Below are 26080 nucleotides of genomic sequence, written 5' to 3' on the forward strand. Positions count from 1 at the left end.
GCTCACTCTGGCGCGGGCAGTTGCACCAACGCCGGCCCGGCCTGCGCGGCACCGGTCAATTGCGCCGCGCGACGGAAGTGGGTCTGGGCCTCTGCCGGTCGCTCGAACTGCTCCGACAACTGCGCCAGGGCCAGATGCGCCTCCACCGTCGGCGAAGCCGATACCGACGCTTCCAGATAACTCTGCGCCTTGCCCCATAGCTGGGCCGACAGACAGAGCCGCCCCAAGGCATACAGCAAGCCACCATCATCCGGATGCAACTTGAGCCACTTCTCGCCGCGGTTCAGGCAGGCCACGGCATCATTCTCGCCGCAATAGCCGTAGAGCCGTGCCAGCTCGCTTTCCCACTGCTCGTCGAGCAGTTTTTCGAGCATTTTACGTACCGTTGCACCCTCGCCATTGGCGACCAGCAGGGGCGCGGCTTTCTCGACCAGACGCCGATCCTGCTGCTCGTCGGACGGAATATCCTGCCAGTAGCGGGCAATCGCGTCCTGCTGACCATCGCGCTCACGCAGAGCCGCCAGATGCGCCCGGCGCAGCAACGGCTCGGCCTGCTCTTTGCTCAGGGCCTTGTGCTTGCGTAGCTGGCGGGCAATGCGCACCAGCTCTTCCCATTTTTCGAGCGCATGCGCCGTTTTCAGTGCCAGCCGGAGCGTCGCCACCGGGCGATTGTCGCTGCCCTTGAGGGCGCGAATACGCTCGGCCGCTTCATCGAAGCGGCGGCCTTCGACCGCCATTTCGGCTTCGGTCATGATGCGCGCGGCGCGCAGACGGTCATCGGTGCCCGCCTTGCCCAGCCACTCGCGATAGCGGGTGTCATCGCGCAGGGCATGCGCAGCGCGCGCCGCCATCAGCGCAGCAACGCCGTCTTCGTCGGCCAGGTCGTACGCTTTCTTGGCCTGCTTCAAGGCGTGGGCATAGCGGCCTTCAAGGTGCAACCGGAAGGCCTCGCGCAAGGCGAGTGCCGACTTTTCCTTGCGACGGCGACCGCGGTAGGCCACGACCTGCCCGGGCAGACGCACCGCTCGGGTGACCACGCGCAGCAAAAAGTAGCTCGACAAAAACACCGCCGCCAGCGCCAGCACCAGCAGATTCAGCGAAATCTGCACCCGGTAGGGCGACAGCACCAGGAGCGCGTAACCATCGTTGGCCCGGGCCAGCATGGCCACACCGACGGCCGCGGCGAACAGGGCGATCAGCCAGAGCAATCCTCGCATGGCGCTTACTCCGGCGCTTTGGCAGGCGCGACGGCCGGCACAGCGGCGTCGGGCTTGCTCTCAGGTGCGTCGGCGGGCTTGGCGGCCTTGGGTGTCGCTGCCGCTTTCGGTGCCTGGGGCGCCGGCTCGGCGCCACTGACGCCCGGCTTCCCTTGCAGGGTCTTGAGGACCGCCAGGGTTTCGGTCAGTGCCGGCTGGGTCGGCGCGATCTGCGTTTCGGCCAGGGTTTTGAGCGAAGTGAGGGTTTCGGTGACGCCCTCGTCGCGCTGGTCGAAGTACTTGCCGAGCCACTCGGCGGCCTGACGCATGTCGGCTTCAAAGGTGCGGTGATCGCGGCCAAGCAGTGCCAGACGCGCGGTCAGCAGGCGGATCTTGAGGTTTTCGCGCAGATAGGTCGATTGCGAGGGCGACAGCAGCACCGGCTCGGCGGAGCGATCGAGGCGCTCGACCCGCACCAGCGAGCGAATCTCGGCCCACCAGTCGTGCAGCACGGCCTGGGCAAACCCGAGCGGGTCGTCCATTGGCGAGCCGGTGGCGGTTTTCTCGGGTGCTTCGGCACCAACGGCCTCGCCGGTAAAGGCCAGCGGCAAGCGATCGACGGAGTCGAGCAGGCCTTCGAGGCGCAAGGTGATGCCGGCGATATCGACACGCGGCGCAGCCCGCAGGCGCTCGATGTCGCGCTTGAGACTGCGGCGCAGCGGGCCCAGGCGAGCCTCGTCAAAACCGGACAACCGGGCATCGGCGGCCTGAAGCGCAATCAGCGCCGCTTCGACATTGCCGGCGAGCTGAAGCTGCTGACCGGCAATGGTGACGGCTTGCTCGATTTCGGCCATGGTCCGCTCGTCGCGGGTACGGGAGAACTCCTGATACAAGGCATCAAGCGCCGCGGCCTGACCGCCGGCCTCTTCTGCCTTGGCTTCGAGCAAACCCACCTTGCCCTGGACGGAGGTCAGGGTATCGATGGACTGGCGTGCGCTGGCGCGCGCCTCGCGGGCCATGTTGTCGCTTTCGCTCAAACGACGGGTCAGCTCTTCCTGAGTCTTTGCCAGCTCACCACGCATGGCCCACCACTGCCAACCGAGGCCGGCGATCGCCAGCAAGCAGATCACCAGCAACACAGGCACGACGATGCCGCGGCGCTTGGGTGGCTCGGATTCGTCCGCCACCGGCGGCGTCTCGTCGGCCACTGCCGCATCGTCACGAATCGGCTCGGTGGTTTCAGGGGCGTCCGTGCCGGGTTGCGCACGGGTAAGGGCAGGAGTGTCTTCGCTCATATCGTCTTGTCTGGATCAAGCGTTGCGGCAACCGCCGAGAAAGTAGCGTGCGAGGCCATCGACCACACCGGCATCGCCGGGCGCGGTCTCCACGACCCGGGCAAAGCCCGCGGCCGTCGCCCGCGCGCAGATGCGCGGATGCGGTGCAAACACCGGGATGCGGGCCAGTCGGCTCATCTGTGCTCCCAACATGGTCATCAGGTTGGAGACGCCCTCGCTACTGGTCAGTATCAGAGCATCCATCCGGTCGGCCTCGGCCAGCAAGCTGGTCGCGCCCTCGGATGGTACCCGTCGTGCGTAGCATGCGGCATAGCTGACCGCCGCACCTCGCCGTGTGAGTGTATCACCCAGAAGATCGCGTCCGCCGTTGCCACGAAAAATGATGATTCGCTTACCCGTCACGGCCTGGGCCGAGAACGCGGGCAGCGCCAGCACGGCTTCGCTGTCGAATCCGGTCTCGGGCGCGATGACCTGTTCGAAACCCAGCGCATGCAATGCGCGCTCACTGCCCTTGCCCACCGTGGCCACGGCGAGGCTGGCGGGCCACGTACGACGGGCGCGCACCGCAGCCACGCCATGCTCGGCGGCGTTGGGGCTGACAAAAAAGGCGAGGTGAAACTGGTCAAGCGTGTCGATCAGCGCGCTGAATTCATCACTGACCGGCACGGCATCGATGCTCATGACCGGAATGCACAGCGCCTCACCCCCCGCAGCGGCAATGGCGTCGCACAAACCGCCGGCCTGCGCCTGCGGCCGGGTCACGACGATGCGCTTCCCGGCCAGGGGCTGGCCTGGCGTTTGACTCATGACCGCGACTCAGAGGCTGGCGAGGATCTCGGCCGCGCCACCGGCGCGCAGCTCGTCGGCCAGGGCCTTGCCCAGGCTCTCGGCCTCGACCAGCGCACCACGGCGCTCGGCGCGCACGATCTCGCTGCCGTCGGGCCGGGCGACGAAACCGCGCAGCCACAGGCCGTCGTTTTCGACCACGGCGTAGGCACCCAGCGGCACTTCGCAGCTGCCGGCCAGCGCACGGGCCACAGCACGTTCAGCGCGCACGCAGGCGGAGGTGTCGATGTCATTGAGCGGCGCCATCCAGGCGGCGACTTCGGGCCGGTCGGACAAGGCTTCGATACCCAGCGCGCCCTGTCCGGCGGCCGGTAGCGACACTTCAGACGCCAGGGTGCCGCGAATGCGCTCGGACAGGCCGAGGCGGGTCAGGCCGGCTGCGGCGAGGATGATCGCGTCGTACTGGCCCTCGTCCAGCTTGCGCAAACGGGTGTCGAGGTTGCCGCGCAGGCTGGTGACGGCCAGCGTCGGGTAGTTGGCGTGCAGCTGCGACTCGCGACGCAGACTGGAGGTGCCGACCACAGCCCCCGGCGGCATGTCGTCGAGGCTGTCGTATTTGTTGGAGACAAAGGCGTCGAGCGGCACTTCGCGCTCGGAGATGGTCACCAACGCAAACTCTTCGCCCATTTCCATCGGCACGTCCTTCATGGAGTGCACGGCGATGTCGGCACGACGGTCGAGCAAGGCGGTTTCGAGTTCCTTGACGAACAAGCCCTTGCCGCCGATCTTGGCCAGCGGGCGATCCAGAATCTGGTCGCCACGGGTGGTCATGCCCAGCAGTACGACTTCGCAGGCCGGATACAGCGCTTCGAGACGCGCCTTGACATGCTCGGCCTGCCACAGGGCAAGACGGCTTTCACGGGTGGCAATAACGATGCGCTCGGGGGCGGCGACGGCGGGTTGGGTCGGGTTCACGGTGGGCGACTCGCTCGGACAGTGGCTTGAAAAGGGTGGTTGGCGTCGGCGCATATTGCATGGCAGCATGCGGGATGCCCCCGATAGCGCCAGCGCCGGAGGCGATTCTAGCATGAGCCTCGGGCGCTCTTTTTGTGCCACGGCAAGCCACGCTCCCAATACAGATAACAGAGAACGGACACCCCATGGATCAGGATAAAGACCTCCCCTTGCGCGAAGACATCCGCCAACTCGGTCGACTGCTCGGCGACACAGTGCGCGAGCAGCGCGGTGAGCCGGCCTTCGAACTGGTCGAACGCATCCGCCAGCTGTCGGTGCGCTTCCATCGCGATGATGACGAAGCGGCCCGAGTCGGGCTGGAATCAACACTCGACGCCCTGTCACGCGAGGAAACCATTGATGTGGTCCGCGCCTTCAGCTATTTCTCGCATCTGGCCAACATCGCCGAAGACCAGCACCACATCCGGCGTACCCGCGCCCACCTGATCGGCGGCTCGGCACCGCGCGCCGGCAGTCTGGCGCATGCCATCGAGCGGGTGTTCAGCGATGGCGCCAGCGCCGACGACCTCGGCGCCTTCTTCAATTCTGCGCTGGTCAGCCCGGTGCTCACCGCCCACCCCACCGAGGTGCAACGCAAGAGCATCCTCAATTGCCAGACGGCGATCGCCCGCCTGCTCGACGAGCGCGACCGCATGACGCTCACGCCCGACGAAGCCGAGGAATCCGACGCGGCCCTGCGCCGCGCGGTGCTCACCCTGTGGCAGACCCGCATGCTGCGCCCGGCCAAGCTGTCAGTCATCGACGAAATCGCCAATGGCCTGTCCTACTTCGACGCGACCTTCCTGCGCGAGGTGCCGCGCCTGTACGCCAAGGTCGAAGACACCCTGGCCGGGCTGCACGCCCCCTTCGCCGGGCAGGACTGGCCGGCCTTCGTGCAGATCGGCAACTGGATCGGCGGCGACCGCGACGGCAACCCCTTTGTCACCGCCGAGGTGCTGGCGCAGGCACAGCTGATGCAATCGACGGTGGCGCTGTCCTTCTATCTGGAAGAGCTGCACACGCTGGGCTCGCAACTGTCGCTGGCCGACGGCCTCGTCACCCCGTCGGATGCGCTGCATCAACTCGCCGAAGCCAGCGTCGACCGCTCCCCCCACCGCGCCGACGAGCCCTATCGCCGCGCCATTGCCGGCATGTACGCCCGCCTGGCGGCCACGCACCAGGCCCTGCTCGGCAAGGCCACCACCCCGCCGCCGGCCGGTGAGGCGCCGGCCTACCCGGATGCCGCCGCGCTGACAGCCGACCTCGACATCCTCCACGACTCGCTGCTCGCCCATGACTCCGCCCCGCTCACCCGCGGCCGGCTACGCCAGCTGCGCCGCGCGGTCAAGGTGTTCGGCTTCCATCTGGCGCCGATCGACCTGCGGCAGAACTCGGATGTGCACGAACAGGTGGTGGCCGAGCTGCTCCAGGCCGCCGACCCCAAGGTCGACTACCTCGCGCTCGATGAAGACGCGCGCATCGCACTGCTGCTGACCGAGATGATGTCCACCCGGCCGCTGCGCTCGCCGCACATCGTCTACAGCGAACTGACCGAGGGCGAGCTGGCCATCTTGCGCACGGCCCGCGCCGCGCATCTGCGCTACGACATTGCCGCCCTGCCCAACTACATCATCTCGAAAACCGACGGAGTTTCCGACCTGCTCGAGGTCGCGGTGCTGCTCAAGGAGGCCGGCATCCTTCGCCCGCATGAGCAGGCGCTGGACATGAACATCATCCCACTGTTCGAAACCATCGACGACCTGCGCGCCAGCGGCGCGACCATGGACCGGATCTTTAGCCTTACGGCCTACCAGCGCCTGCTCGACAGCCGTGGCCGCGCACAGGAAGTCATGCTCGGTTACTCGGACAGCAACAAGGACGGCGGCTTCCTGACCTCGGGCTGGGAGCTCTACAAGGCGGAAGTGACGCTGGTCGAAGTATTCCGCAAACACGACGTCCGCCTGCGCCTGTTTCACGGTCGCGGCGGCTCGGTCGGCCGCGGCGGCGGGCCGAGCTACGAAGCCATCCTGGCGCAACCGGGCGGCGCAGTGCAGGGTCAGATTCGCCTCACCGAGCAGGGCGAAGTCATCGGCGCCAAGTACGGTAACGCCGATGTGGGCAGGCGCAACCTCGAAGTGCTGGTCGCCGCCACGCTGCAAGCCAGCCTGCAGGCCGACGCCTCACCCGCGCCGCGCCCCGAATACATGGACGCCATGCAGGCGCTGTCCGACTATGCCTTTGAAGCCTATCGCGGCCTGGTATACGAAACGCCCGGTTTCGAACAGTACTTCTGGGAGTCCACCGTCATCACCGAGATCGCCGCGCTGAACATCGGTTCGCGGCCGGCCTCGCGCAAAAAGAGCACCGCCATCGAAGACCTGCGCGCCATTCCCTGGGTGTTCAGCTGGGCGCAATGCCGGCTGATGCTGCCGGGCTGGTACGGCTTCGGCTCGGCCGTGCAGCGTTTTCTGGCCGAGCGCCCGGACGACGGGCTGGCGCTGCTGCAAGCCATGTGCCGCGACTGGTCTTTCTTCTCGACCACGCTCTCGAACATGGACATGGTGCTGGCCAAATCCGACACCGCCATCGCCGGCCGCTACGCCGCGCTGGTGTCGGATGCGGCGCTGCGAGACGCGATCTTCCCGCGCATCTGCACCGAGCACACGGCAACGATCAATGCCTTGCTCGCCATCACCGGTCAGCAAGCGCTACTCGACGGCAATCCGCTGCTCGCCCGCTCGATCCGCAACCGCTTCCCCTACCTCGACCCGCTCAACCATGTGCAAGTCGAGCTGCTGCGCCGCCACCGCAACGGCGCCGAGGACGAACGGATCCGCCGCGGCATTCACATCGCCATCAACGGCATCGCGGCAGGCCTGCGCAACAGCGGCTAAGCCGGTCAAGCGCCCGACCGACCTCCCAAGTCTATGTCGAAGGTCAGTCGGGCGCCTTGCAGCACACCGGGCACCACCTCGCGAAAAACCGCGCCCTGCGCTCATCCCCATCGACACAGCAGCGCCTCTAACCTTTTGATACAAAATCCCAATGTGCTTTGCCGGCACAGCCGCTGCACTGCCGGTCAGCAACAGCCATACTGAAAGAACGGAAACCCACAGCGAGCGAAGCTTATGTCGATCGAATGGTTTGCAATCGTATTGGCCATCATGGCGCTGATCGCTTGGTATGTGATGCGCGGCCGGCCGTCAGAAAACGAGGATGAGTCCGAAAACACCTCGCACCCTTATCACTGCGTCACCATCAATCCGGGTCAGGGTGCCTGTCGTACGGCTCAGACACTCAAGGGCATCCGCTTTCTATCCGCCGAAGCGCCCCTGCTCCCGCTGGCCAGTTGCGACACCACACGTTGCCGCTGCACCTTCAGTCACTACAAGGACCGGCGACGCGGTGATCGGCGCAATCCGTATCGACCGGAAAGCCACTCGCACGTCTATCAGGGCAATGAAGAGCGCCGCGATCGGCGCGGGCGACGCACGACAGACGGCATGCATTTGGCTGACATCTAGGCGCGCAGCCCTCAAATATCGAGGATCGCCTTGACGCTGGGCCATTGACGACGACTGATCGGCAGTTGCTCGTCCAACCCCGCCAGCACCACCAGCCAGCGCCCCTCGCCCTCACCGGCTTCGCGCTCAATGCCGGCGATCGCCTTGCGCGCCACCAGGCAGTTGCGATGAATGCGCAGGAAGCGGCCAGGGTAGCTCTCCTCCAGGTGCACCAGTGAATCATCAAGGAGATACTCGCGCTCGACGGTGCGCGCGGTGACGTATTTCTGCTCGGCCCGCAGATACAACACACGGCCGATGTCGACCAGCAGGATGCGGCCGCGCTCGGTCACGCTCAGGGGCTTTTCGTCTTCGGACCGCGCCTCGACGCCCTGACACAGCTTGCGCGCCTTTTCGAGTGCCTCGACCAGTCGCGACGCCCGCACCGGTTTGAGCAGGTAGTCCGCTACCGCCAGATCAAAAGCCTGTACCGCGTACTGATCGTAAGCCGTGGTGAAAATCACCACCGGCGGATTGGCGCGGCCATTCAGGTGCTGCGCCAGCGACACACCATCCATGCCGGGCATGCGAATATCGGCAAGCACCACGTCGACCGCTTCGGTATCAATCAGTCTCAGCGCCTCCTCCCCATTCGCCGCAAAGCCCACCACCCGCGTGGGCTGCTCCTGCCTGACGTCGCCCAGCACATCGCGCAAACGAGCACGTGCGGGCGCTTCGTCATCAACGATGAGGACTCGGAGTTCGGCTTGCGTCATGTATTGAGCCTCCGGTAGGGCAAGCGGATCCGCACACTGTAACGGCCCCCGCTGCGGTCAATTCGCATGTCTGCCTCAAGATCAAAAAACAGGGCCAGACGTTCACGGATGTTGGCCTGAGCAATCTGGTTGCCTTTCTGCGCGCGCGGGGTGTCCACGATCGGATTACTCACTTCGATCAGTACCTCACTGCTGCGCCGTGCAACCCGCACGGCAATATCACCAGGCTGCTGCGATGGTTCAATACCGTGGTAGACGGCATTTTCCAGCAAAGGTTGAAGCAAGAGCGGCGGCACCAGCGCCTGGGCCGGCTTGCAGCTCAAGTCCCAGTTCACCACCAGTCGCTCCCCCAGGCGCAAACGTTCGAGGTCGAGATAACGCTCGCAGAGGCTGATTTCGCTATCGAGCGCCACCAGCTCTTTGTGCTCCTTCATCAGCACCCGAAACATGTCCGCCAATTCTTCCAGCGCCACCTCGGCCCGCCGAGGGTCTTCACGCATCACGCCAAGCACCGCATTCAGGCTGTTAAACAAAAAATGCGGCCGAATGCGCGCCGTCAGTGCATGCAGACGCGCCTCGGTCAGGGCCGGCGAATACAGACGCCCTCGATAATCAAAGTAGCCCATCACGGCGCATGACGCCAAGATACTCCACCCCATCCAGCGCCAGAAGGCCACGCCCGACGGAGCGCCAAATGGCGGATAGGCGAATACGGCCACCAAGGCAATGACCGCCATCACCGCCGGCCAGAAGCGCCCCGGCGCGAGGCGCACCAGCACGGGCTGAATCACGTAGAGCAGCAATATGGTGATGAACAGCGGCAACTCCAGCCACCCCGCCCAGGCCACGCCAGCGGGGACGATTTCAGCCCCGGCACGGCTGTGCAGCACCACGGTGGCCATCGCCAGGGCGTTGACGAGCAGAATCACGCGGAGCATCACGCCGATGTTGCGAAAGTCCGGCAAGGCGCCGTGAATGGCAAGCGCCTTGGGCTTTTGACTTATACTTTGCGTCTTTCCGGGGGACACCACGGCCATGCGCTCTCATGTGAGACAAGGGGCCGGCAGGGTCGCCGCCGAACCGGCGGGCAACATCCCATCGAACCACTTTTCATAAAGTATTCTGGGCATTATGGCAGATCAGCAATCCAATCGGGATGACGTCAGCAAGGCGTGGTCCGGCCGATTTTCCGAACCGGTATCGGCACTGGTGATGCGGTATACCGCATCCGTCTTCTTCGATCAGCGCATGGCTGCGCAAGACATCCGCGGCTCGCTGGCGCATGCCAAGATGCTCGCGCGTCAGGGCATCATCGGCACCGACGACCTCGCCGACATCGAGCGCGGGCTGAGCCAGGTTCGCGATGAAATCGAGCGCGGCGAGTTCGCCTGGTCGCTGCAGGACGAAGACGTCCACCTCAATATCGAAAAACGCCTCACCGCCCTGATCGGCGATGCCGGCAAGCGCCTGCACACGGGCCGCAGCCGCAACGACCAGGTCGCTACCGACATCCGCCTGTGGCTGCGCGACGCGATTGACCAGATCCTTGCCCTGCTCACCGACTACCAGCGCGCCCTGCTCGATCTGGCCGAAACCCATGCCGCCACGCCGCTGCCGGGCTTCACCCACCTGCAGGTGGCCCAGCCGGTCACCTTTGGCCACCATCTGATGGCCTATTACGAAATGAGCCGTCGCGACGCCGAGCGCTTTGCCGACTGCCGCAAGCGGGTCAACCGTCTACCACTGGGTGCCGCCGCACTGGCCGGCACCTCTTTCCCGATCGATCGCGAGTTTGTTGCCCGCGAACTGGAGTTCGACGGCGTGTGCGAAAACTCGCTCGATGCCGTCTCGGATCGCGACTTCGCCATCGAATTCTGCGCCAACGCCGCCTTGCTGATGGTCCACCTCTCGCGCTTCTCCGAAGAGCTGATCCTGTGGATGAGCCCGCGCGTGGGCTTCATCGACCTGGCCGACCGCTTCTGCACCGGCAGCTCGATCATGCCGCAGAAGAAAAACCCCGACGTACCCGAGCTGGTGCGTGGCAAGACCGGCCGCGTCAATGGCAGCCTGATCAGCCTGCTGACCCTGATGAAAGGCCAGCCCCTGGCCTACAACAAGGACAACCAGGAAGACAAGGAGCCACTGTTCGACACCGCCGACACGCTCATCGACACCCTGCGCATCTATGCCGACATGATCACCGGCATCCGCGTCAAGGCCGACGCCATGCGCGACGCCCTCACCCAGGGCTTTGCCACCGCCACCGACCTGGCCGACTACCTCGTCAAAAAAGGTCTGCCCTTCCGTGACGCCCACGAAGTTGTCGCCCGCGCGGTGCGATCGGCCGAAGAGCGTGGCTGCGACCTGCCCGACTTGCCGCTGCCCGACCTGCGCAACTTCTCCGAGTTGATCGACGAAGATATCTACCAGGTCCTCACCGTCGAAGGCGCACTCGATAGCCGCAACCACATCGGCGGCACCGCGCCCGCCCAGGTGCGAGCCGCCATCGCACGCGCCCGCGCTGCGCTCGGCTGACCCGCGGCCGATCATGGACCGCATTGGCAAGTACGAACTCCGGCAACTGCTGGGAGAAGGTGCCACCAGTGCGGTCTATCTGGCCTACGACGCCTTCACCCAGCGCGACGTCGCCGTCAAGCAGTTCTACCCCGAAGTCCTCAAAGACCCCGAGCGCGGCCGCCTCTATCGGCACCTGCTGATCAACGAAGCCTCGCTCGCCGGCCGCCTGTTTCACCCGCACATCGCGCAAATCTACGACGCCACCGTCGAAGGCGATCATGGCTATGTGGTGATGGAATACGTGCCCGGCGGCACGCTCGAGCCTTTCTGCCGGCCCGATCGGCTGCTGCCCTTTGATCGCGTGATCGAGATCATCTTCAAGGCCACTCGCGCCCTTGACTACGCCTACCACCAGGGCATCACCCACCGCGACATCAAACCGGCCAACATCCTGCTCGAAGATCCTGACGGGCAAGACATCAAGCTCTCCGACTTCGGCGCCGCGCTGCTCAACGCCGCCGATACCACCCAAATCTCTGGCGTCGGCTCGCCCGCCTACATGTCGCCACAGCAAGTGCGCGAGATGCCGCTCAACCACCAGACCGACATCTACTCGCTCGGCGTGGTGATGTACCAACTGCTGACTGGCCGGCTGCCCTTTGAAGCCACCAACAACTACAGCCTGCTCTACCGCATCGCCCACGAGACGCCGCCCTCACCGATCGCCCTGCGCGCCGACGTGCCCGCCGAACTCGATGCCATCGTGCGCCGTGCGATGCAAAAATCACTCGACGACCGCTACCAGAACTGGGTCGAGTTCTCTCACGATCTGGCCCACGCCTTTCGCAACATCGGCCTCGGCAACCGCAAGCGCGTCATCTCCGACACTCAGAAATTTCAGACCCTGCGCCGCCTGCCCTTCTTTCGCGAATTCACCGATGTCGAACTCTGGGAAATCGTGCGTTTCTCCGAATGGCGCTTTGCCGAACCCGGTACCACGCTGCTCAAGGAAGGCGAGCCCGGCGACCACTTCTGCTTCCTCGCCAGCGGTGAAGCCCGCGTCAAAAAACACGACCGCCTCCTCCATCTGCTCACCCCTGGCGACTGCTTTGGCGAAATGGCCGTCTTCGCCCCCGGCAGCGGCCTGCGCACCGCCTCGGTCGAAGCCACCACCGAGATCGAAGTCATCACCATCCGCGCTCGCGCCCTGCAGCGCGCCTCGGACACCTGCCGCATGCACTTCTACAAGGCCTTTCTCGAGGTGCTCGCCGGGAGGCTGTCGATGACGAGTGCGCGGGTGGCCAACATCTGATGGAGCCCGTCCGGTGCGATTCATCACACCGACACTACAACTCGGTCACAACGCTGGCATCACGATGCTAGGATCAAATCACCGGGCATCAGATCTGAACTGGCATGTCGGCAGTTTTTACACAAATATCGAGCTGGCAGACAAAGAAAACAGAAAATCCAATTGGATCAACAACCTACAACAACAAATCGCGCAGGCTCGGATTTTGCTAGATTAACTACAAATCTAATGGTCGCTCTGTTGCATCACTCGTGCTCACTACACGGATGCCACCCAATGGAACCAGCATGAAAAATATTGAGAACACCACCCACGAAGAACACACACCCGATGTCGCGCAAACGCCGCAGCTGAAGCGACGCCGCATTTTGGGCGCAGCCGCTGGCGGGGTCGGGGTGTTACTGTCCGTTCAGGCAAAGACGGCTCTCGGAACCGGTGTCTGCAAAAGCCCATCAGCAATGATCAGTGGCAACACCAGTCCGCGCCCCGGCGACCCCCAAATGTGCTCTGGTGGTCGCTCACCGGGCTTCTGGCGGAATCCGCAGCACTTCTCGGCCTGGAAAAGCGCGAATCCCGCAATACTCAAGGATGTCGACGCCTGTCCAACTGGCCTCGGAAAAATTGGCCCCGAAAATATTGCCGATCAGGGCACCCTTGTACGCGACATATTTCCGAGCGCGCCCGTACCAAGTCATTGGGGGCTTTGGGGCGTTCTGGCATTCCCCAAGGACGCCGGCATTAACGAGGGCGACCTGCTTTGGCATCTGATCGCGGTATACCTGAACTCCCTCGCTTTTAATGACTACGCAATGACGCCCCAGCAAGTTATCGACATCGGAGACACGCTCCTTACCGGCGGCGTATATTGCCCCTCCGGAATGAGTTGCGGAAGCAATGCAATGCTCCCCGCTGACTTTGTCGCCTACGTCAGTCAAATGTACGACATCAACGCTGATGTCGAATTGCAGATGTGTAAAAAGAATCCGTAGTCAATGACCGCCTCGGCGAATGACGACTATGTATCATTGGCCCGCGGGCGAAGCCTTATGCTTTCACCCGTATGGCCCGGCGACGACGCCTCAGTCTTGTTCGACAGAAATTCCGGTGACTACTGGGTTGTAACGGCCAGCGCTCGGGCTCTCGTAGGCCGTCTTATCAGCGCAGAGCACCCCATGAGAATGCACCAGCTTGATGTCGATGGCGTCGATGCTGCCACCAAACTTCGGCTCACGGAGGAACTTTCCGCACTTGGCATTTTGGCACTGGGATAGTATCCAATGCCAAATTGGTCCATCCGGAGTCGCGTGTGCTTGATACCACGCTGAGAATTGCCCCGTTCGTCGTCCGGGTTCGCTCTCCCTTTGCGAGCGTGCTCGAACATCTTGAATTTTTCTACCGCGATTGCGAGAAGCCGCGGGACGCCTTTGTTGACTTCGACATCCGCCTGCTCCCAGGCCTAGGGGCTCACCGGTTTTGGCGACCGCAAGCCCGTTTTCTGGTTGACGACCAAAACCCTTTCCTGCCATTGCCGGTCAACCAGGCCGCCCCCATGTTCGAGTGGGGCCTGAACTGGACGATCGCGAGCCGCTCGCTCGGTTTCGTCGTCTTTCACGCCGCCGTCCTCGAGAAAAATGGCAGCGCCATCATTCTCCCCGGGTTTCCCGGCGCGGGAAAAAGTACCTTGTGCGCGGCGCTTTGTCACCTGCGCGGCTGGCGACTGCTATCGGATGAATTGGCCATACTCGATCCAGCCAGCGGCATGCTGATCGCAAACCCGCGCCCCATCAGTCTCAAAAACACATCCATCGACATCGTCGGACAATTTCCGGGCGCACGCGTCGGCAAACGCTATCTGGACACACGGAAGGGTACGGTCGCTCACGCGGCGCCCAAACTCGACGCAATCGAGAACGCCTGCCAGCCAGCGCGACCACGCTGGTTGATCTTCCCTCAGTTCGCCCCAGGAGAGGGCCACCAGGTGTCGCCCGTTAGCCATGCCGAGGCCTTCGTTCTTATCGGAGAGCAGTCTTTCAACCAAGAGCGGATGGGAGAAATCGGTTTCCGCGCACTGTGCGCCCTGCTCGGCAACGTCGACTGCCATCAGATCGAATACGGATCAACATCCGATGCGCTCGAACTTGTGGCACAAGTCACGCAACAGGACTGACGCATGAACCGCGCATCTCTTCTTGAGCTACTTAAGCATCCGCAACGCACCACGGCACTGTCACCGAGCGGCTGGACCGAGTTTATCGCCACGGCCCGCAACGCCAACCTGCTCGGCAAACTGGCACAACGCCTGCATGCAGCGAACGTTTCCGTGCCCGCGGCCCCCTTGCGTCACCTCGAAGGCGCACGCCTGCTGAGCGAGCGCCAGCACCACTCGGTCGCCTGGGAAGCTCAATGCATCGATGCCACGCTGGCTCAAACTGGCGAACCCGTCGTGCTGCTTAAAGGTGCCGCATATGTACTGGGTCGGAAGGCCGCCGGGGTCGGACGACTCTTCGGCGACATCGACGTCCTGGTACCGCCCGGCAGTCTCGGCAAAGTCGAGATTCGCCTGATGGCCGGCGGCTGGACCCAGATGAAATCAGAGGCGTATGACCAGCGCTACTACCGGGAGTGGATGCATGAGCTCCCACCCATGATCCACGTCCGCCGGGGCACGGTCATCGACGTCCATCACACCATCCTGCCGCTGACGGCACGCAGCCACCCCGATGCCGACGCCATCATTGCACACTCGAAACCGCTACCCGGGCACCGGTCGCTCAGGATTCCCTGCGACGAGGACCTGATCATCCACAGCATGTGCCACCTGGCCCATGAAGGCGAATTGCACAACGCGCTTCGTGACCTCGATGATATCGACTCGCTGCTACGCGAACATGCCGACTCACCAGACTTCTGGGACCGGCTCGGCGACCGGGCCCAGCTCCATGACCTCGCCGCGCCCGTGGCCCTCTGCCTGATGCTAGCGCGACAGTTCTTTGATACACCGGTCCCCGAATCGCTCGTCCTGCGACTTGCAGGCGCCGATGCCGATGCCGCAGCGATTCGACGACTTGCAGGGCTCTACGATGCGGCGATCGTCCCAGACCCAGAAGGCCGACCGCCCCTGCGAAGCCTTGCCGCACAATTGCTTATCTACATTCGCTCACACTGGCTACGCATGCCACCGCGACTTCTGGTGCAGCATTTATCACGCAAGGCCTGGCAACGCCTGAGCCTTGCGTCGGGAGCGGGCCCGAAAAACGAACAGGGGGCCTGAGCCCCCTGTTTGTACAAAAATCAGTGACTTCAACGGTTTATTTCACTGACTTCAGCATCTCTTGCAACTCGCCGTTTTCGTACATCTCACGCAGGATGTCGCAACCACCAACGAATTCGCCGTTGATGTAGAGCTGCGGAATGGTCGGCCAGTTGGCGTATTCCTTGATGCCCTGACGGATTTGTTCATCGGCCAGCACGTTCACCGACGCGTACTCTTGCAGACCACAGAGCTTGAGGATCTGCGCCACGGTCGCGGAGAAGCCGCACTGCGGGAACTGCGGCGTGCCCTTCATGTACAGGACTACCGGGTTGGAGGTGACTTGCTCACGGATCTGGTCTTGGACGCTCATGGGGATACTCGAATAGTTGAGTTAATAAGTCGGGAAATTTTAGGCCTCGTCCGCCGAAGCGTCAAGCCAGCCCCCGGTGACGCGAGGAATCCCCGCCAGGTCCGGCCAACTCTGCACGCGCTTAAGGCCCGACCGACGCAGAATGGCACTCACCGCCTCCGCTTGATCGTAGCCGTGCTCGATAAAAAGACAAGCGTCCGGCGCAAGCCTCGGGCCACTCTCCGCGGCAATTCGCCGGATATCATCGAGCCCGTCCGGCCCGGCGGCCAGGGCAGACGCGGGTTCGAAACGTACATCGCCTTCGGCCAGATGCGGGTCGCCCGCGGCCACATAAGGTGGATTGGAAACGATCAGATCAAAGCGCATGGCTGCCGGTACCGCTGAGAACCAGTCGCTTTCGGCAAAGCGGACCCTGGCGCCCAGTTGATGCGCATTGCGCGTCGCCACGGCCAAGGCTTCGGCTGAGCGGTCCACCGCCATCACCTCGGCGTCCGGCCACAGCAAGGCCAGCGTGATGGCAATCGCGCCGCTGCCGGTGCCCAGGTCGAGCACCGCTCTCGGCGCTGTCGGGAACGCATCTTTCGCCAACTCCACCAGCCCTTCGGTCTCCGGCCGCGGAATCAACACTGCCGGCGAGACCTCAAAGCGCCGACCGTAGAATTCGCGCGAGCCCACCAGATAGGCCACCGGTTCGCCGTGTTCGCGCCGCGCCACCCAACCGGCGAAGCGGTGCTGCTGCTCGACCGTCAGCGGCACTTCCGGATAGGCCACCAAATAGCTGGCCGGCCGGCCGATGACTTCGGCCAACAGGATACGGGCATCGACGCGGTCAATCCGGCCCCGACAGGCGGCCAGTGCGCTGCCGATGCTCTCAACGCTCGTCATCAGCCAGAGCGGCGAGTTGGTCGGCCTGATGCTCGGCCGTCAGCGCATCAATGATTTCGTCCAGCGCGCCTTCCAGAATGGCGTCGAGCTTGTACAACGTGAGATTGATGCGATGGTCGGTGACCCGGCCCTGCGGAAAATTGTAGGTGCGGATGCGCTCCGAGCGATCACCGCTCCCCACCAGTGACTTGCGGGTCGCCGCTTCGGACTCATGCCGCGCCCGCTGCTGCACATCGCGAATCCGCGCCGCCAGCACCGACATGGCCTGCGCCTTGTTGCGGTGCTGGGAGCGGTCGTCCTGACACTCAACGACGATGCCCGTCGGCAAGTGGGTGATGCGCACCGCCGAATCGGTCTTGTTGATGTGCTGGCCGCCCGCGCCGCTGGCGCGATAGGTGTCGATCCGCAGGTCGGCCGGATTCAACGCCACCTCTTCGATTTCATCGGCCTCGGGCATCACCGCCACGGTGCACGCCGAGGTATGAATCCGCCCCTGGGTTTCCGTCGCCGGTACGCGCTGCACGCGATGGCCGCCCGATTCGAACTTGAGCCGAGCGTAGGCGCCATCGCCCAGAATGCGGACCACCGCTTCCTTGACCCCCCCCAGTTCCGACTCGGACAACGAGACGGACTCAACCTTCCAGCGCCGGGACTCGGCATAGCGCAGATACATGCGCAGCAAATCGCTGGCAAACAGCGCCGCCTCTTCGCCGCCCGTGCCGGCGCGCACTTCGAGGAACAGATTGCGGCCGTCATCGGGGTCCTTGGGCAGCAGCGCCGCCTGCAGCGACTTCTCCAGCGCCTCAAGACGCGCTTCGCAGGCGTCAATCTCCTCTCGCGCCAGCGCGGCCATCTCGGGGTCGGAGAGCATCTCGCGCGCCGCGGCGGCGTCCTGCTCCGCCTGGCGAAAATCGGCGTAAGCCTGCACCGCCGGCTCAAGTTCGGCGCGCTCCTGGCCAAGCCGGCGCAAGGTGGCACCATCGAGCGGCACCGAGCCGTCAGACATCTGGCGATCCAGCTCTTCAAGGCGGACCGCCAACTGCTCGAGTTTGTCGCGAATGGATAGCTTCATAGGGGTCCGGCACGCCGTCGCCGGCGCACCTCAAAAGAGTTCAGCTAGTGACGATCGTCGCGATCGAGCTGGAACAAGGTGCTGACCACGCGCCCGGCTTCGGCCAGCGCGTCGCCTTCGGCCTGGTTGAGATAGCGCGACGGGCCGTGAATCAGCTTGTTGGTGATGCCCTGGCTCAAGGCCTCAAGCACCTTCTGCGGGTCGTCGCCCTTGGCCAGGCGCTTGGCCGCACGCATCAGCTCCTGCTGGCGCACCCGCTCGGCCTCTTCGCGCAGCGCCCGGATCACCGGGACCGCGTCACGCCCTTCGAGCCACGAGAAAAATCCGCGCACACGCTCGTCGATGATGACTTCGGCCTCTACCACGGCCGACTGGCGCGTCTCCTTGCCGGAGGCCACGAGCTGGGCCAGATCATCAACGGTGTAGAGAAACACGTCGTCCAGATCGCCGATCTCGCGTTCGATGTCGCGCGGCACCGCCAGATCGACCATCACCATCGGCCGATGGCGACGCGCCTTGAGCGCACGCTCGACCATGCCGAGGCCAATGATCGGCAAGGGCGCAGCCGTACAGGACACGATCACGTCGTACTGGGCCATCACGTCGCCGATCAGGTCGAGGCGCAAGGTGTCACCGCCAAAGCGATCGGCCAGCCCCTGCGCACGCGCTTCGGTGCGGTTGGCAATGGTCAAGCGGCGCGGCTTGGTGCCGGCGAAGTGCGCCGCGCACAGCTCGATCATTTCACCAGCGCCGATGAACAGCACCCTTTGATCCGCCATGCGTTCAAAAATGCGCTCGGCCAGATGCACCGACGCCGCCGCCATCGACACCACATTGGCGCCAATCGCCGTGCTGGAGCGCACCTCTTTGGCAACCGAAAAGGTGCGCTGAAACAGCTGATGAAGCGTGGTGCCCAGCGTGCCTGCCTCTTCGGCGTGGCGAACGGCATCTTTGACCTGGCCGAGAATCTGCGGCTCGCCGAGCACCATCGAATCCAACCCGCTGGCCACCCGAAACACATGGCGGACGGCGTCGTGCGCGGGATAGGTGTACAAATAGGGCGCCATGTCTGCCAGCGGCAGGTCGTGGTAGCGCGCCAACCAGTCAGCGGCGAACTCAGGGGTATCGGTTGAGAAGTAAAGCTCGGTTCGATTACAGGTCGACAGAATTGCAGCCTCCTGCACCTGCACCGAGGTCAGATCCTTGAGCGCGCCCAGAAGACGCTCAGGCTGAAACGACACGCGCTCTCGAATGGCAAGCGGTGCCGTGTGGTGATTCAAGCCAAGCGCGAAAAGAGGCATGCAGCGGATGATCTGGGGCAAACGGAGCGCGAATTATATCACCCGGCCCTACTGCCAAAGCTTGAGCATTGTCAGCCGAGTCGGCCAAGGCGGCGACGCACGCCTTGTTGCGAAAAACGCGCGACCAAAAAGAAAAACGCCGATCCAGCGGATCGGCGTTTTTGGTATTTTGGTGGCCAGTCTCGGAATCGAACCAAGGACACGCGGATTTTCAATCCGCTGCTCTACCAACTGAGCTAACTGGCCCAAAAGAGGGCGCATTATAGCTGAATAATTTGCCGCGTCAAACACCCCGACACTGTTTTTTGTGGGCGGCATTCCGTCTCATGACGCGTCGGCAGTTAGTCGCCGCGTATAGCTGCGCGGGAAGATCACCTGGGCCAGCGTCCCCGTGCCTGTGGGACTGGACTTGAGTGTCACCGTGGCACGATGCAACTCGGCAATCTCACGCACGATCGGCAATCCGAGACCCGAACCATCCTCACCACTGCCAAGCACCCGGTAAAAACGTTCGAAGACGCGCTCGCGATCTTCCTCGGGGATTCCGGCGCCAGTATCCTCGACCTCGAGAATGGCAAATTCCGTCGCCTGGGTGCGTGCGGTCACCCGCCCCCCCACGGGGGTGTACTTGATGGCGTTGTCCATCAGGTTCATGATCATTTCACGCAACAGAACCGGGTTGCCGTCGATCAGCAGCGGCCAGCCCGTGTCTTCCACGCCCAGGTCGATATTCTTGATCTGCGCCCGGGGGTAGAGGTCGAGCGCCACCTCACGCACCAGCATTTCGAGGTCGACACGATCGACCGCATAGATTTTTTCCGAACTGGATTCGGCCCGGGCGAGCGTGAGCAGCTGGTTGATCAGGTGGCTGGCGCGCTGCGTACTAAGCGCGATGCGGGTCAGCGCTTCGTGCAGCATCTCGGGGTCGGACTCGTTCAGCGCCAGCTCGGTCTGCATGCGCAGCCCGGTGAGCGGGGTTCGCATCTGGTGCGCGGCGTCGGCAATGAAGCGTTGCTGCGCCTGCAGGTTTTCTTCAAGGCGCGCCATCATGTCGTTGAAGGCGACAATCAGCGGCCGCAATTCTTCAGGCACACCGGCGGTCGAGATCGGCGCCAGATCGGTGGGCCGACGGCGACGAATCACGCCCTGCAAGCGATTCAGCGGCGAAATCCCCCGCGACAGGCCCACCCACACCAGAATGACCGCTAATGGAATGATGGCGAACTGCGGCAGCAACACCCCGGTGACCACGCGCGAAGCGAGTTCGGCCCGCTTATTGCGCGTCTCGGCAATCTGCACCAGCACCAGCGGACTGCTGGGCTCGGGATAAGTGCGCATGAACTGATAGGCCACACGCACCTCTTCACCCTGGATCACCGCATCGCGATAGAGCACATCATCCGGCAACAGCCTGATCGGCGGCGGTACCCAGGGAATCTCCCAATCGCCGGCAACGACTTCGCCCTGATGATCGGCCACCTGGTAATAGACGGTATCGTCGCGGTCGGCACGGAACAACACCCGTGGCGGCGCAGGGAAGTCGACGCGAACCGCTTTGTCGTCCAGCACGACCAAACGCGCCAGCGTGCGAACACTCTCCGCCATGGCGCGGTCGTAGGGCTCGTTGGCGATGTTGTCGGCGACGTTGTGAGTGACGATGATGGAGATCGGCCACAAAAACAGCAGCGGCGCGAGCATCCAGTCGAGAATCTCGCCAAACAGCGAATTGAATTGCCCGCCCTTGCGCTCTTCCTTGGACGCCGCCTTGTCGGCGCGCATGGCGCGGGCGGCCTTGGAGATCACCGCCCCACCCCACTTCGGCGACCGCCTCCCAGGCTGCCGGCGGAACCGGTCACGCGGCGTCCTCGGGTTTTTCCAGGCAATAGCCCAGGCCGCGCACCGTCACGATGCGCACGCCGCTGGCTTCGAGTTTTTTGCGCAGGCGGTGCACATACACTTCGATGGCATTGTTCGACACTTCTTCGCCCCACCCGCACAGCTGATCGACGAGTTGATCCTTGCTCACGAGCCGCCCGGCGCGCAAGATGAAAATCTCCAGCAAGCCCATTTCGCGCGCCGAAAACTCAACCACCTGCGCGGCAATCTTGACCACCCGGTCCGCCTGGTCGTAACTCAGGGAGCCGAGCTCAATGCAACGCGGCTGGCCGGTGCCCCGGCGGGTCAAGGCACGCACGCGCGCCTCCAGCTCGGGAAGCGCAAAGGGTTTGGTGAGATAGTCGTCGGCCCCAGCGTCCAGCCCTCGGACGCGGTCGTCGACACCGTCCTGGGCGGTGAGAATCAGCACCGGCGTGGCGGACTTCCGACCGCGCAAGCGCTTCAGCACCTCAATACCCGGCAGCTTCGGCAGCCCGAGATCAAGAATGACAAGGTCGTAAGACTGCCCCAACAGGGCGGTATCCGCCTCCGACCCGGCCGACACATGATCGACGGCATAGCCCGCGCGCTTGAGCGCCCTGATCAGGCCATCGGCGATAACCGGATCGTCTTCCGCTAGAAGTATTCGCATGCTGGATAGACTGTAAGTTTGACGTAAGCGGAAATCGATAACTTGGATCCCGCTGTTCTCCTTTACTCGGTCTTCGGGAGCCAGAAATCTTCCGGATTTCTTGCTCCAGGGAGCTGCCGCGAATAAGCATCGGTTCGCTCCCTGCCGCTTTTTTCCGCTCGATTATCCCACGCTTGCGCGTCCCCGGGCGGTTCGTCTTCGCACGCGCACGCCTTGATGCCGCACGACGCTTCTACGACGGCGCGGCGGTCCACGAAAAAGCCCCGCCGGAGCGGGGCTTTCGAGGCAAATGGCGCCTGGGCAATTACATGCCCATGCCGCCCATTCCACCCATACCGCCCATGCCGCCCATGTCGGGCATCGAGGGCTTGTCTTCCGGCAGCTCGCCGACCATGCAGTCGGTGGTCAGCATCAGACCGGCCACCGAAGCGGCGTTCTGCAGTGCGGTGCGGGTCACCTTGGTCGGGTCCAGCACGCCCATCTCGACCAGATCGCCGTACTCACCAGTACCGGCGTTGTAACCGAAGTTGCCCGAACCTTCAGCAACCTTGTTCACAACGACAGACGGCTCGTCACCGGCGTTGGCCACGATCTGGCGCAGCGGCTCTTCCATGGCGCGCAGCACGATGGTGATACCAGCGTCCTGGTCATGGTTGTCGCCTTTCATGCCGGCCAGGTTGGCGCGGGCACGCAGCAGGGCAACGCCACCGCCGGCCACAATGCCTTCTTCCACGGCAGCACGGGTGGCGTGCAGCGCGTCTTCAACGCGTGCCTTCTTCTCTTTCATTTCGACTTCGGTCGCTGCGCCAACCTTGATGACGGCCACGCCGCCAGCCAGCTTGGCCACACGCTCCTGCAGCTTCTCGCGGTCGTAGTCAGATGAAGCTTCTTCGATCTGAACACGGATCTGCTTGACGCGCGCTTCGATGGCTTCGGTGTTGCCGGCGCCGTCGATCAGGATGGTGTTTTCCTTGCCGATTTCGATGCGCTTGGCCTGACCCAGATCTTCCAGGGTGGCTTTTTCCAGCGACAGACCGACTTCTTCAGCGATCACCTGACCACCGGTCAGGATGGCGATGTCTTCGAGCATGGCCTTGCGACGGTCACCAAAGCCCGGGGCCTTGACGGCGCAGGTCTTGAGGATGCCGCGCATGTTGTTCACCACCAGGGTGGCCAGGGCTTCGCCCTCGACATCTTCGGCAACGATCAGCAGCGGACGGCTGGACTTGGCGACTTGCTCGAGCACCGGCAGCAGATCGCGGATGTTGGAGATCTTCTTGTCAAACAGCAGAATGAACGGGTCTTCCAGAACAGCAACTTGCTTGTCCGGGTTGTTGATGAAGTACGGGCTCAGGTAGCCGCGGTCGAACTGCATGCCTTCGACAACGTCGAGCTCATTCTGCAGGGACTTGCCGTCTTCAACGGTGATCACGCCTTCCTTGCCGACTTTTTCCATGGCGGTAGCGATGATCTCGCCGATGTCGCCGTCGGAGTTTGCCGAGATCGAACCGACCTGAGCGATTTCCTTGGTGGTCGAGCAGGGCTTGGACAGGTTCTTCAGCTCTTCGAGCGTGGCCAGCACAGCCTTGTCGATACCGCGCTTGAGGTCCATCGGGTTCATGCCGGCGGCAACGAACTTCATGCCTTCGCGAACGATGGCCTGGGCCAGCACGGTCGCCGTCGTGGTGCCGTCACCGGCCACGTCGGAGGTCTTGGAAGCGACTTCCTTGACCATCTGGGCGCCCATGTTCTCGAACTTGTCTTTCAGTTCGATTTCCTTGGCCACCGACACACCGTCCTTGGTCACGGTGGGGGCGCCGTAAGAGCGCTCGAGCACCACGTTGCGGCCTTTCGGGCCCAGCGTCACTTTGACCGCGTTGGCCAGAATATTGACGCCTTCGACCATACGGGCACGGGCGGAATCGCCGAATTTAACTTCCTTAGCAGGCATATTTAACTCCTAGCTGAATACTGTGAATTGCGTTGAACGTGGTAGCGGACAGGCCTCAGGCCTCGATCACGCCCATGATGTCTTCTTCGCGCATGACGAGGACTTCCTCGCCTTCGACCTTGACGCCCTGGCCGGCATACTTGCCGAACAGCACACGGTCACCAACCTTGACGGCCATCGGACGCACTTCGCCGTTGTCCTGGATCTTGCCGTTGCCGACAGCCAGAACTTCGCCCTGATCGGGCTTCTCGCCGGCGGAATCCGGAATCACGATGCCACTGGCCGTGGTGCGCTCGGCTTCAATACGCTTGACGATGACGCGATCATGCAAAGGACGAATTTTCATCGAGTTCTCTCCTTGGAACAAATTCGATTGCTTGCGGCTCAGTGCCGCGCTTAGGGAAAACAGAGAACCGGCGATCTACAAGCCCGGTTGTTAGCACTCCCTGCCAACGAGTGCTAATAATAGGGACGGCCCCGGGTGATTTCAAGTCGGGACATGAAAAGAATTTTTCGGCCTTGGTGGCAGCACGGTGCCCGCCTGATGGTACGGCCCCGTCCGATCGGCGACGCGGCACGCCAGGCATGTCGCGCCGGGCGATGCGGCCTAACGCATCAACTCGCCCGGACTATAGAGCAGGCCGCGCTCCGACAGGCTCTTGCGCCGTTGCTGGCAATTGTCACCGACGCGCCCTTGCGGCACGCCGCCTTCATAGCCCCAGACGCCGGAGCGCATATCGATCCAGTAGCGCCCGTCGGGGATGCGCGCACACGCCGCGCGGTCGAGCCGGGCCACGGCCGCCGGGCCAAGCACTTGGCCATTGACCACCACATAGCGCCCGCGCGCGCTAACGTCCATCGGCAGCGCAAGCACACACACCAGTATCAGGAAAGGCACACGGCAAGACACGGCAAACACTCCCCACGACTGATATGCCGTGGCAGTTTTACCTTAGTTGCCCGCCGGCCTGCCCGCCACCTTCCGCCCGACGGATCGCGACGGAAGGCCGTGGCCGTGCCGGTATAATCGCAGTCCCCCAAAAGGAAGTCCCCCGAATGTCGCTGCGCACGCCCGAACTGCTCGCCCCCGCGGGTTCCCTGACCATGCTCGACACCGCTTTCGCCTATGGCGCGACGGCGATCTACGCGGGCCAGCCGCGCTACTCGCTACGCGTGCGCAACAACGACTTTGGCGACATCGACGTGCTGGCGCAGGGCATCGCCCGCACTCACGCGCGGGGTCATCGCTTCTTTCTGGTGTCGAATATCTTTCCGCACGGCGCAAAACTGAAGACCTATCTCGACGACATGGCCCCCGCCATCGCCCTCAAGCCCGACGCCATGATCATGTCTGACCCCGGCCTGATCATGCTGGTGCGCGAGACCTGGCCGGAGATGGAGATCCACCTGTCGGTGCAGGCCAACACGGTCAATGCCGCCGCCGTGCGTTTCTGGAAGCAGGCCGGCGTGAGTCGGGTGATTCTGTCGCGCGAGCTCTCGCTCGACCAGATCGCCGAGATCCGTCAGGCCTGCCCGGACACCGAACTGGAAGTGTTCGTGCATGGCGCGCTGTGCATCGCCTACTCGGGCCGCTGCCTGCTATCGGGTTACTTCAACCACCGCGACCCCAACCAAGGCACCTGCACCAACTCCTGCCGCTGGGACTTCAACGTCAAGCCGGCGGCCGAAGACGCCAGCGGCGATGTGTACGTGATTGAAGAACGCGAGAAACGTCAGGGCAGCTACATGCCCATCGAGGAAGACGAGCACGGCACTTACATCCTCAACTCCAAGGATCTGCGCGCCATCGAGCATGTGCAACGGCTAGTCGAGATCGGCGTCGATTCGCTCAAGATCGAGGGCCGCACCAAGAGCCCCTATTACGTGGCGCGCACCTGCCAGACCTACCGCCAGGCCATCGACGACGCCGCCGCCGGCCGCAGCCTCGACCCCGCTCTGCTCGGCCAGCTCGAAGGCCTGGCCAACCGCGGCTATACCGACGGCTTCTACCAGCGCCACACCCCGGCCGACACGCAGAACTACCTGCGCGGGCATTCGGAATCGGAGCGCAGCCAGTACGTGGGCGATGTCGTCGCCTACGACGCGGCGCGCGGCCTGGTCGAGATCAACGTCAAAAACAAGTTCAGCGTCGGCGATCGCATCGAGCTGATCCTGCCCAGCGGCAACCGCGACATCCAGATCACCCGGATGGAAAACGCCACGGGCGATGCCGTCGACGTCGCCCCCGGCAGCGGCCATCGCGTGTGGCTGCCGCTGCCCGCCGAGAGCGTCGGCGCCTTTGTGGCGCGCTACGTTTAAGCC

General features: G+C 63.6%; 23 protein-coding genes and 1 tRNA gene. 8 read left to right on the top strand and 16 right to left on the bottom strand.

Annotated features, from left to right (window positions below):
• Window positions 1-2: 2 nt before the first annotated feature.
• The 4 genes from FHP91_RS18085 to hemC are packed head-to-tail and all read right to left on the bottom strand — an operon-like array spanning window position 3 to window position 4252.
• A complete protein-coding gene (locus FHP91_RS18085) occupies window positions 3-1217 on the bottom strand; it encodes a heme biosynthesis HemY N-terminal domain-containing protein (RefSeq protein WP_144310906.1) in 1215 nt (404 codons plus the stop codon).
• Window positions 1218-1222: 5 nt separating this feature from the next.
• Window positions 1223-2491: a uroporphyrinogen-III C-methyltransferase gene (locus tag FHP91_RS18090; protein ID WP_144310907.1), complete on the bottom strand. Its 1269-nt coding sequence runs from the start codon at window positions 2489-2491 to the stop codon at window positions 1223-1225.
• 15 nt (window positions 2492-2506) lie between these two features.
• Window positions 2507-3298, bottom strand: coding sequence for a uroporphyrinogen-III synthase (locus FHP91_RS18095; protein WP_144310908.1), 792 nt, complete (start codon window positions 3296-3298; stop codon window positions 2507-2509).
• Window positions 3299-3307: 9 nt separating this feature from the next.
• Window positions 3308-4252, bottom strand: a complete 945-nt coding sequence (gene hemC, locus FHP91_RS18100; RefSeq protein WP_246116362.1) for a hydroxymethylbilane synthase — start codon at window positions 4250-4252, stop codon at window positions 3308-3310.
• 185 nt (window positions 4253-4437) lie between these two features.
• Here hemC and ppc point away from each other — a divergent pair, with 185 nt between their 5' ends.
• Together ppc and FHP91_RS18110 are read left to right on the top strand one after the other, a co-directional pair.
• Window positions 4438-7185, top strand: coding sequence for a phosphoenolpyruvate carboxylase (gene ppc, locus FHP91_RS18105; protein WP_144310909.1), 2748 nt, complete (start codon window positions 4438-4440; stop codon window positions 7183-7185).
• Between the two features lie 234 nt (window positions 7186-7419).
• Window positions 7420-7815, top strand: a complete 396-nt coding sequence (locus FHP91_RS18110) for a hypothetical protein (protein ID WP_144310910.1) — start codon at window positions 7420-7422, stop codon at window positions 7813-7815.
• A gap of 11 nt (window positions 7816-7826) precedes the next feature.
• Here FHP91_RS18110 and FHP91_RS18115 read toward each other — a convergent pair whose 3' ends face one another.
• Both FHP91_RS18115 and FHP91_RS18120 read right to left on the bottom strand, forming a co-directional pair.
• Window positions 7827-8570 (bottom strand): LytR/AlgR family response regulator transcription factor, encoded by a 744-nt coding sequence (locus FHP91_RS18115; RefSeq protein ID WP_144310911.1) that lies wholly within the window; start codon window positions 8568-8570, stop codon window positions 7827-7829.
• Window positions 8567-9472: a sensor histidine kinase gene (locus tag FHP91_RS18120; protein ID WP_246116363.1), complete on the bottom strand. Its 906-nt coding sequence runs from the start codon at window positions 9470-9472 to the stop codon at window positions 8567-8569. Before FHP91_RS18120 ends, FHP91_RS18115 begins: the two co-directional genes overlap by 4 nt.
• A gap of 229 nt (window positions 9473-9701) precedes the next feature.
• Here FHP91_RS18120 and argH point away from each other — a divergent pair, with 229 nt between their 5' ends.
• The 5 genes from argH to FHP91_RS18145 all read left to right on the top strand — a co-directional run bounded on the left by argH (window position 9702) and on the right by FHP91_RS18145 (window position 15670).
• Window positions 9702-11105 carry an argininosuccinate lyase gene (gene argH, locus FHP91_RS18125; protein ID WP_144310912.1) on the top strand — a complete coding sequence of 468 codons (1404 nt, stop codon included), beginning with the start codon at window positions 9702-9704 and terminating at the stop codon, window positions 11103-11105.
• A gap of 13 nt (window positions 11106-11118) precedes the next feature.
• Window positions 11119-12399, top strand: coding sequence for a serine/threonine-protein kinase (locus FHP91_RS18130; protein WP_144310913.1), 1281 nt, complete (start codon window positions 11119-11121; stop codon window positions 12397-12399).
• A 287-nt stretch (window positions 12400-12686) separates the two neighbouring features.
• Window positions 12687-13388 (top strand): hypothetical protein, encoded by a 702-nt coding sequence (locus tag FHP91_RS18135; protein ID WP_144310914.1) that lies wholly within the window; start codon window positions 12687-12689, stop codon window positions 13386-13388.
• A 317-nt stretch (window positions 13389-13705) separates the two neighbouring features.
• Window positions 13706-14566 (top strand): HprK-related kinase A, encoded by an 861-nt coding sequence (locus tag FHP91_RS18140; RefSeq protein WP_144310915.1) that lies wholly within the window; start codon window positions 13706-13708, stop codon window positions 14564-14566.
• Window positions 14567-14569: 3 nt separating this feature from the next.
• Window positions 14570-15670 (top strand): nucleotidyltransferase domain-containing protein, encoded by a 1101-nt coding sequence (locus tag FHP91_RS18145; RefSeq protein WP_144310916.1) that lies wholly within the window; start codon window positions 14570-14572, stop codon window positions 15668-15670.
• Window positions 15671-15707: 37 nt separating this feature from the next.
• Here the strand turns inward: FHP91_RS18145 and grxD are convergent, their stop codons facing one another.
• The 10 genes from grxD to FHP91_RS18195 all read right to left on the bottom strand — a co-directional run bounded on the left by grxD (window position 15708) and on the right by FHP91_RS18195 (window position 24668).
• Window positions 15708-16022 carry a Grx4 family monothiol glutaredoxin gene (gene grxD / locus FHP91_RS18150; RefSeq protein WP_144179458.1) on the bottom strand — a complete coding sequence of 105 codons (315 nt, stop codon included), beginning with the start codon at window positions 16020-16022 and terminating at the stop codon, window positions 15708-15710.
• 39 nt (window positions 16023-16061) lie between these two features.
• The gene (prmC, locus tag FHP91_RS18155) at window positions 16062-16907 is read right to left on the bottom strand and encodes a peptide chain release factor N(5)-glutamine methyltransferase (protein ID WP_144310917.1); all 846 of its coding nucleotides are present in this window, start codon (window positions 16905-16907) and stop codon (window positions 16062-16064) included.
• A complete protein-coding gene (prfA, locus tag FHP91_RS18160; RefSeq protein WP_144310918.1) occupies window positions 16894-17979 on the bottom strand; it encodes a peptide chain release factor 1 in 1086 nt (361 codons plus the stop codon). The genes prmC and prfA overlap by 14 nt, the downstream gene beginning before the upstream one ends.
• Window positions 17980-18023: 44 nt before the next feature.
• A complete protein-coding gene (gene hemA / locus FHP91_RS18165) occupies window positions 18024-19280 on the bottom strand; it encodes a glutamyl-tRNA reductase (RefSeq protein WP_144310919.1) in 1257 nt (418 codons plus the stop codon).
• A gap of 170 nt (window positions 19281-19450) precedes the next feature.
• Window positions 19451-19526: transfer RNA gene (locus FHP91_RS18170), tRNA-Phe, on the bottom strand.
• Between the two features lie 78 nt (window positions 19527-19604).
• Window positions 19605-21059, bottom strand: coding sequence for a sensor histidine kinase (locus tag FHP91_RS18175; RefSeq protein WP_144310938.1), 1455 nt, complete (start codon window positions 21057-21059; stop codon window positions 19605-19607).
• A 73-nt stretch (window positions 21060-21132) separates the two neighbouring features.
• The gene (locus tag FHP91_RS18180) at window positions 21133-21807 is read right to left on the bottom strand and encodes a response regulator transcription factor (RefSeq protein WP_144310920.1); all 675 of its coding nucleotides are present in this window, start codon (window positions 21805-21807) and stop codon (window positions 21133-21135) included.
• Window positions 21808-22111: 304 nt separating this feature from the next.
• Window positions 22112-23758, bottom strand: coding sequence for a chaperonin GroEL (groL, locus tag FHP91_RS18185; protein ID WP_144179453.1), 1647 nt, complete (start codon window positions 23756-23758; stop codon window positions 22112-22114).
• 55 nt (window positions 23759-23813) lie between these two features.
• On the bottom strand, window positions 23814-24104 hold the full coding sequence (gene groES, locus FHP91_RS18190) for a co-chaperone GroES (RefSeq protein WP_144179452.1): 291 nt from the start codon (window positions 24102-24104) through the stop codon (window positions 23814-23816).
• Window positions 24105-24365: 261 nt separating this feature from the next.
• Entirely contained in the window at window positions 24366-24668 is a 303-nt protein-coding gene (locus tag FHP91_RS18195) for a hypothetical protein (RefSeq protein ID WP_144310921.1), read from the bottom strand.
• Between the two features lie 146 nt (window positions 24669-24814).
• Between FHP91_RS18195 and FHP91_RS18200 the strand changes: the two genes are divergently transcribed.
• Window positions 24815-26077, top strand: a complete 1263-nt coding sequence (locus tag FHP91_RS18200) for a peptidase U32 family protein (protein ID WP_144310922.1) — start codon at window positions 24815-24817, stop codon at window positions 26075-26077.
• Window positions 26078-26080 lie beyond the last annotated feature (3 nt).

Origin of the sequence: Denitromonas halophila, from assembly GCF_007625155.1 — a bacterium.
In the GTDB taxonomy this organism is placed as follows: Bacteria; Pseudomonadota; Gammaproteobacteria; order Burkholderiales; family Rhodocyclaceae; genus Nitrogeniibacter; species Nitrogeniibacter halophilus.

Coding starts and splice junctions, on each gene's coding strand:
- FHP91_RS18085 (WP_144310906.1), bottom strand. CDS start 1,217: ATGCGAGGATTGCTCTGGCTGATCGCCCTGTTCGCCGCGGCCGTCGGT.
- FHP91_RS18090 (WP_144310907.1), bottom strand. CDS start 2,491: ATGAGCGAAGACACTCCTGCCCTTACCCGTGCGCAACCCGGCACGGAC.
- FHP91_RS18095 (WP_144310908.1), bottom strand. CDS start 3,298: ATGAGTCAAACGCCAGGCCAGCCCCTGGCCGGGAAGCGCATCGTCGTG.
- ppc (WP_144310909.1), top strand. CDS start 4,438: ATGGATCAGGATAAAGACCTCCCCTTGCGCGAAGACATCCGCCAACTC.
- FHP91_RS18110 (WP_144310910.1), top strand. CDS start 7,420: ATGTCGATCGAATGGTTTGCAATCGTATTGGCCATCATGGCGCTGATC.
- FHP91_RS18115 (WP_144310911.1), bottom strand. CDS start 8,570: ATGACGCAAGCCGAACTCCGAGTCCTCATCGTTGATGACGAAGCGCCC.
- FHP91_RS18120 (WP_246116363.1), bottom strand. CDS start 9,472: ATGGCCACCGTGGTGCTGCACAGCCGTGCCGGGGCTGAAATCGTCCCC.
- argH (WP_144310912.1), top strand. CDS start 9,702: ATGGCAGATCAGCAATCCAATCGGGATGACGTCAGCAAGGCGTGGTCC.
- FHP91_RS18130 (WP_144310913.1), top strand. CDS start 11,119: ATGGACCGCATTGGCAAGTACGAACTCCGGCAACTGCTGGGAGAAGGT.
- FHP91_RS18135 (WP_144310914.1), top strand. CDS start 12,687: ATGAAAAATATTGAGAACACCACCCACGAAGAACACACACCCGATGTC.
- FHP91_RS18145 (WP_144310916.1), top strand. CDS start 14,570: ATGAACCGCGCATCTCTTCTTGAGCTACTTAAGCATCCGCAACGCACC.
- grxD (WP_144179458.1), bottom strand. CDS start 16,022: ATGAGCGTCCAAGACCAGATCCGTGAGCAAGTCACCTCCAACCCGGTA.
- prmC (WP_144310917.1), bottom strand. CDS start 16,907: ATGACGAGCGTTGAGAGCATCGGCAGCGCACTGGCCGCCTGTCGGGGC.
- prfA (WP_144310918.1), bottom strand. CDS start 17,979: ATGAAGCTATCCATTCGCGACAAACTCGAGCAGTTGGCGGTCCGCCTT.
- hemA (WP_144310919.1), bottom strand. CDS start 19,280: ATGCCTCTTTTCGCGCTTGGCTTGAATCACCACACGGCACCGCTTGCC.
- FHP91_RS18175 (WP_144310938.1), bottom strand. CDS start 21,059: ATGCGCGCCGACAAGGCGGCGTCCAAGGAAGAGCGCAAGGGCGGGCAA.
- FHP91_RS18180 (WP_144310920.1), bottom strand. CDS start 21,807: ATGCGAATACTTCTAGCGGAAGACGATCCGGTTATCGCCGATGGCCTG.
- groL (WP_144179453.1), bottom strand. CDS start 23,758: ATGCCTGCTAAGGAAGTTAAATTCGGCGATTCCGCCCGTGCCCGTATG.
- groES (WP_144179452.1), bottom strand. CDS start 24,104: ATGAAAATTCGTCCTTTGCATGATCGCGTCATCGTCAAGCGTATTGAA.
- FHP91_RS18200 (WP_144310922.1), top strand. CDS start 24,815: ATGTCGCTGCGCACGCCCGAACTGCTCGCCCCCGCGGGTTCCCTGACC.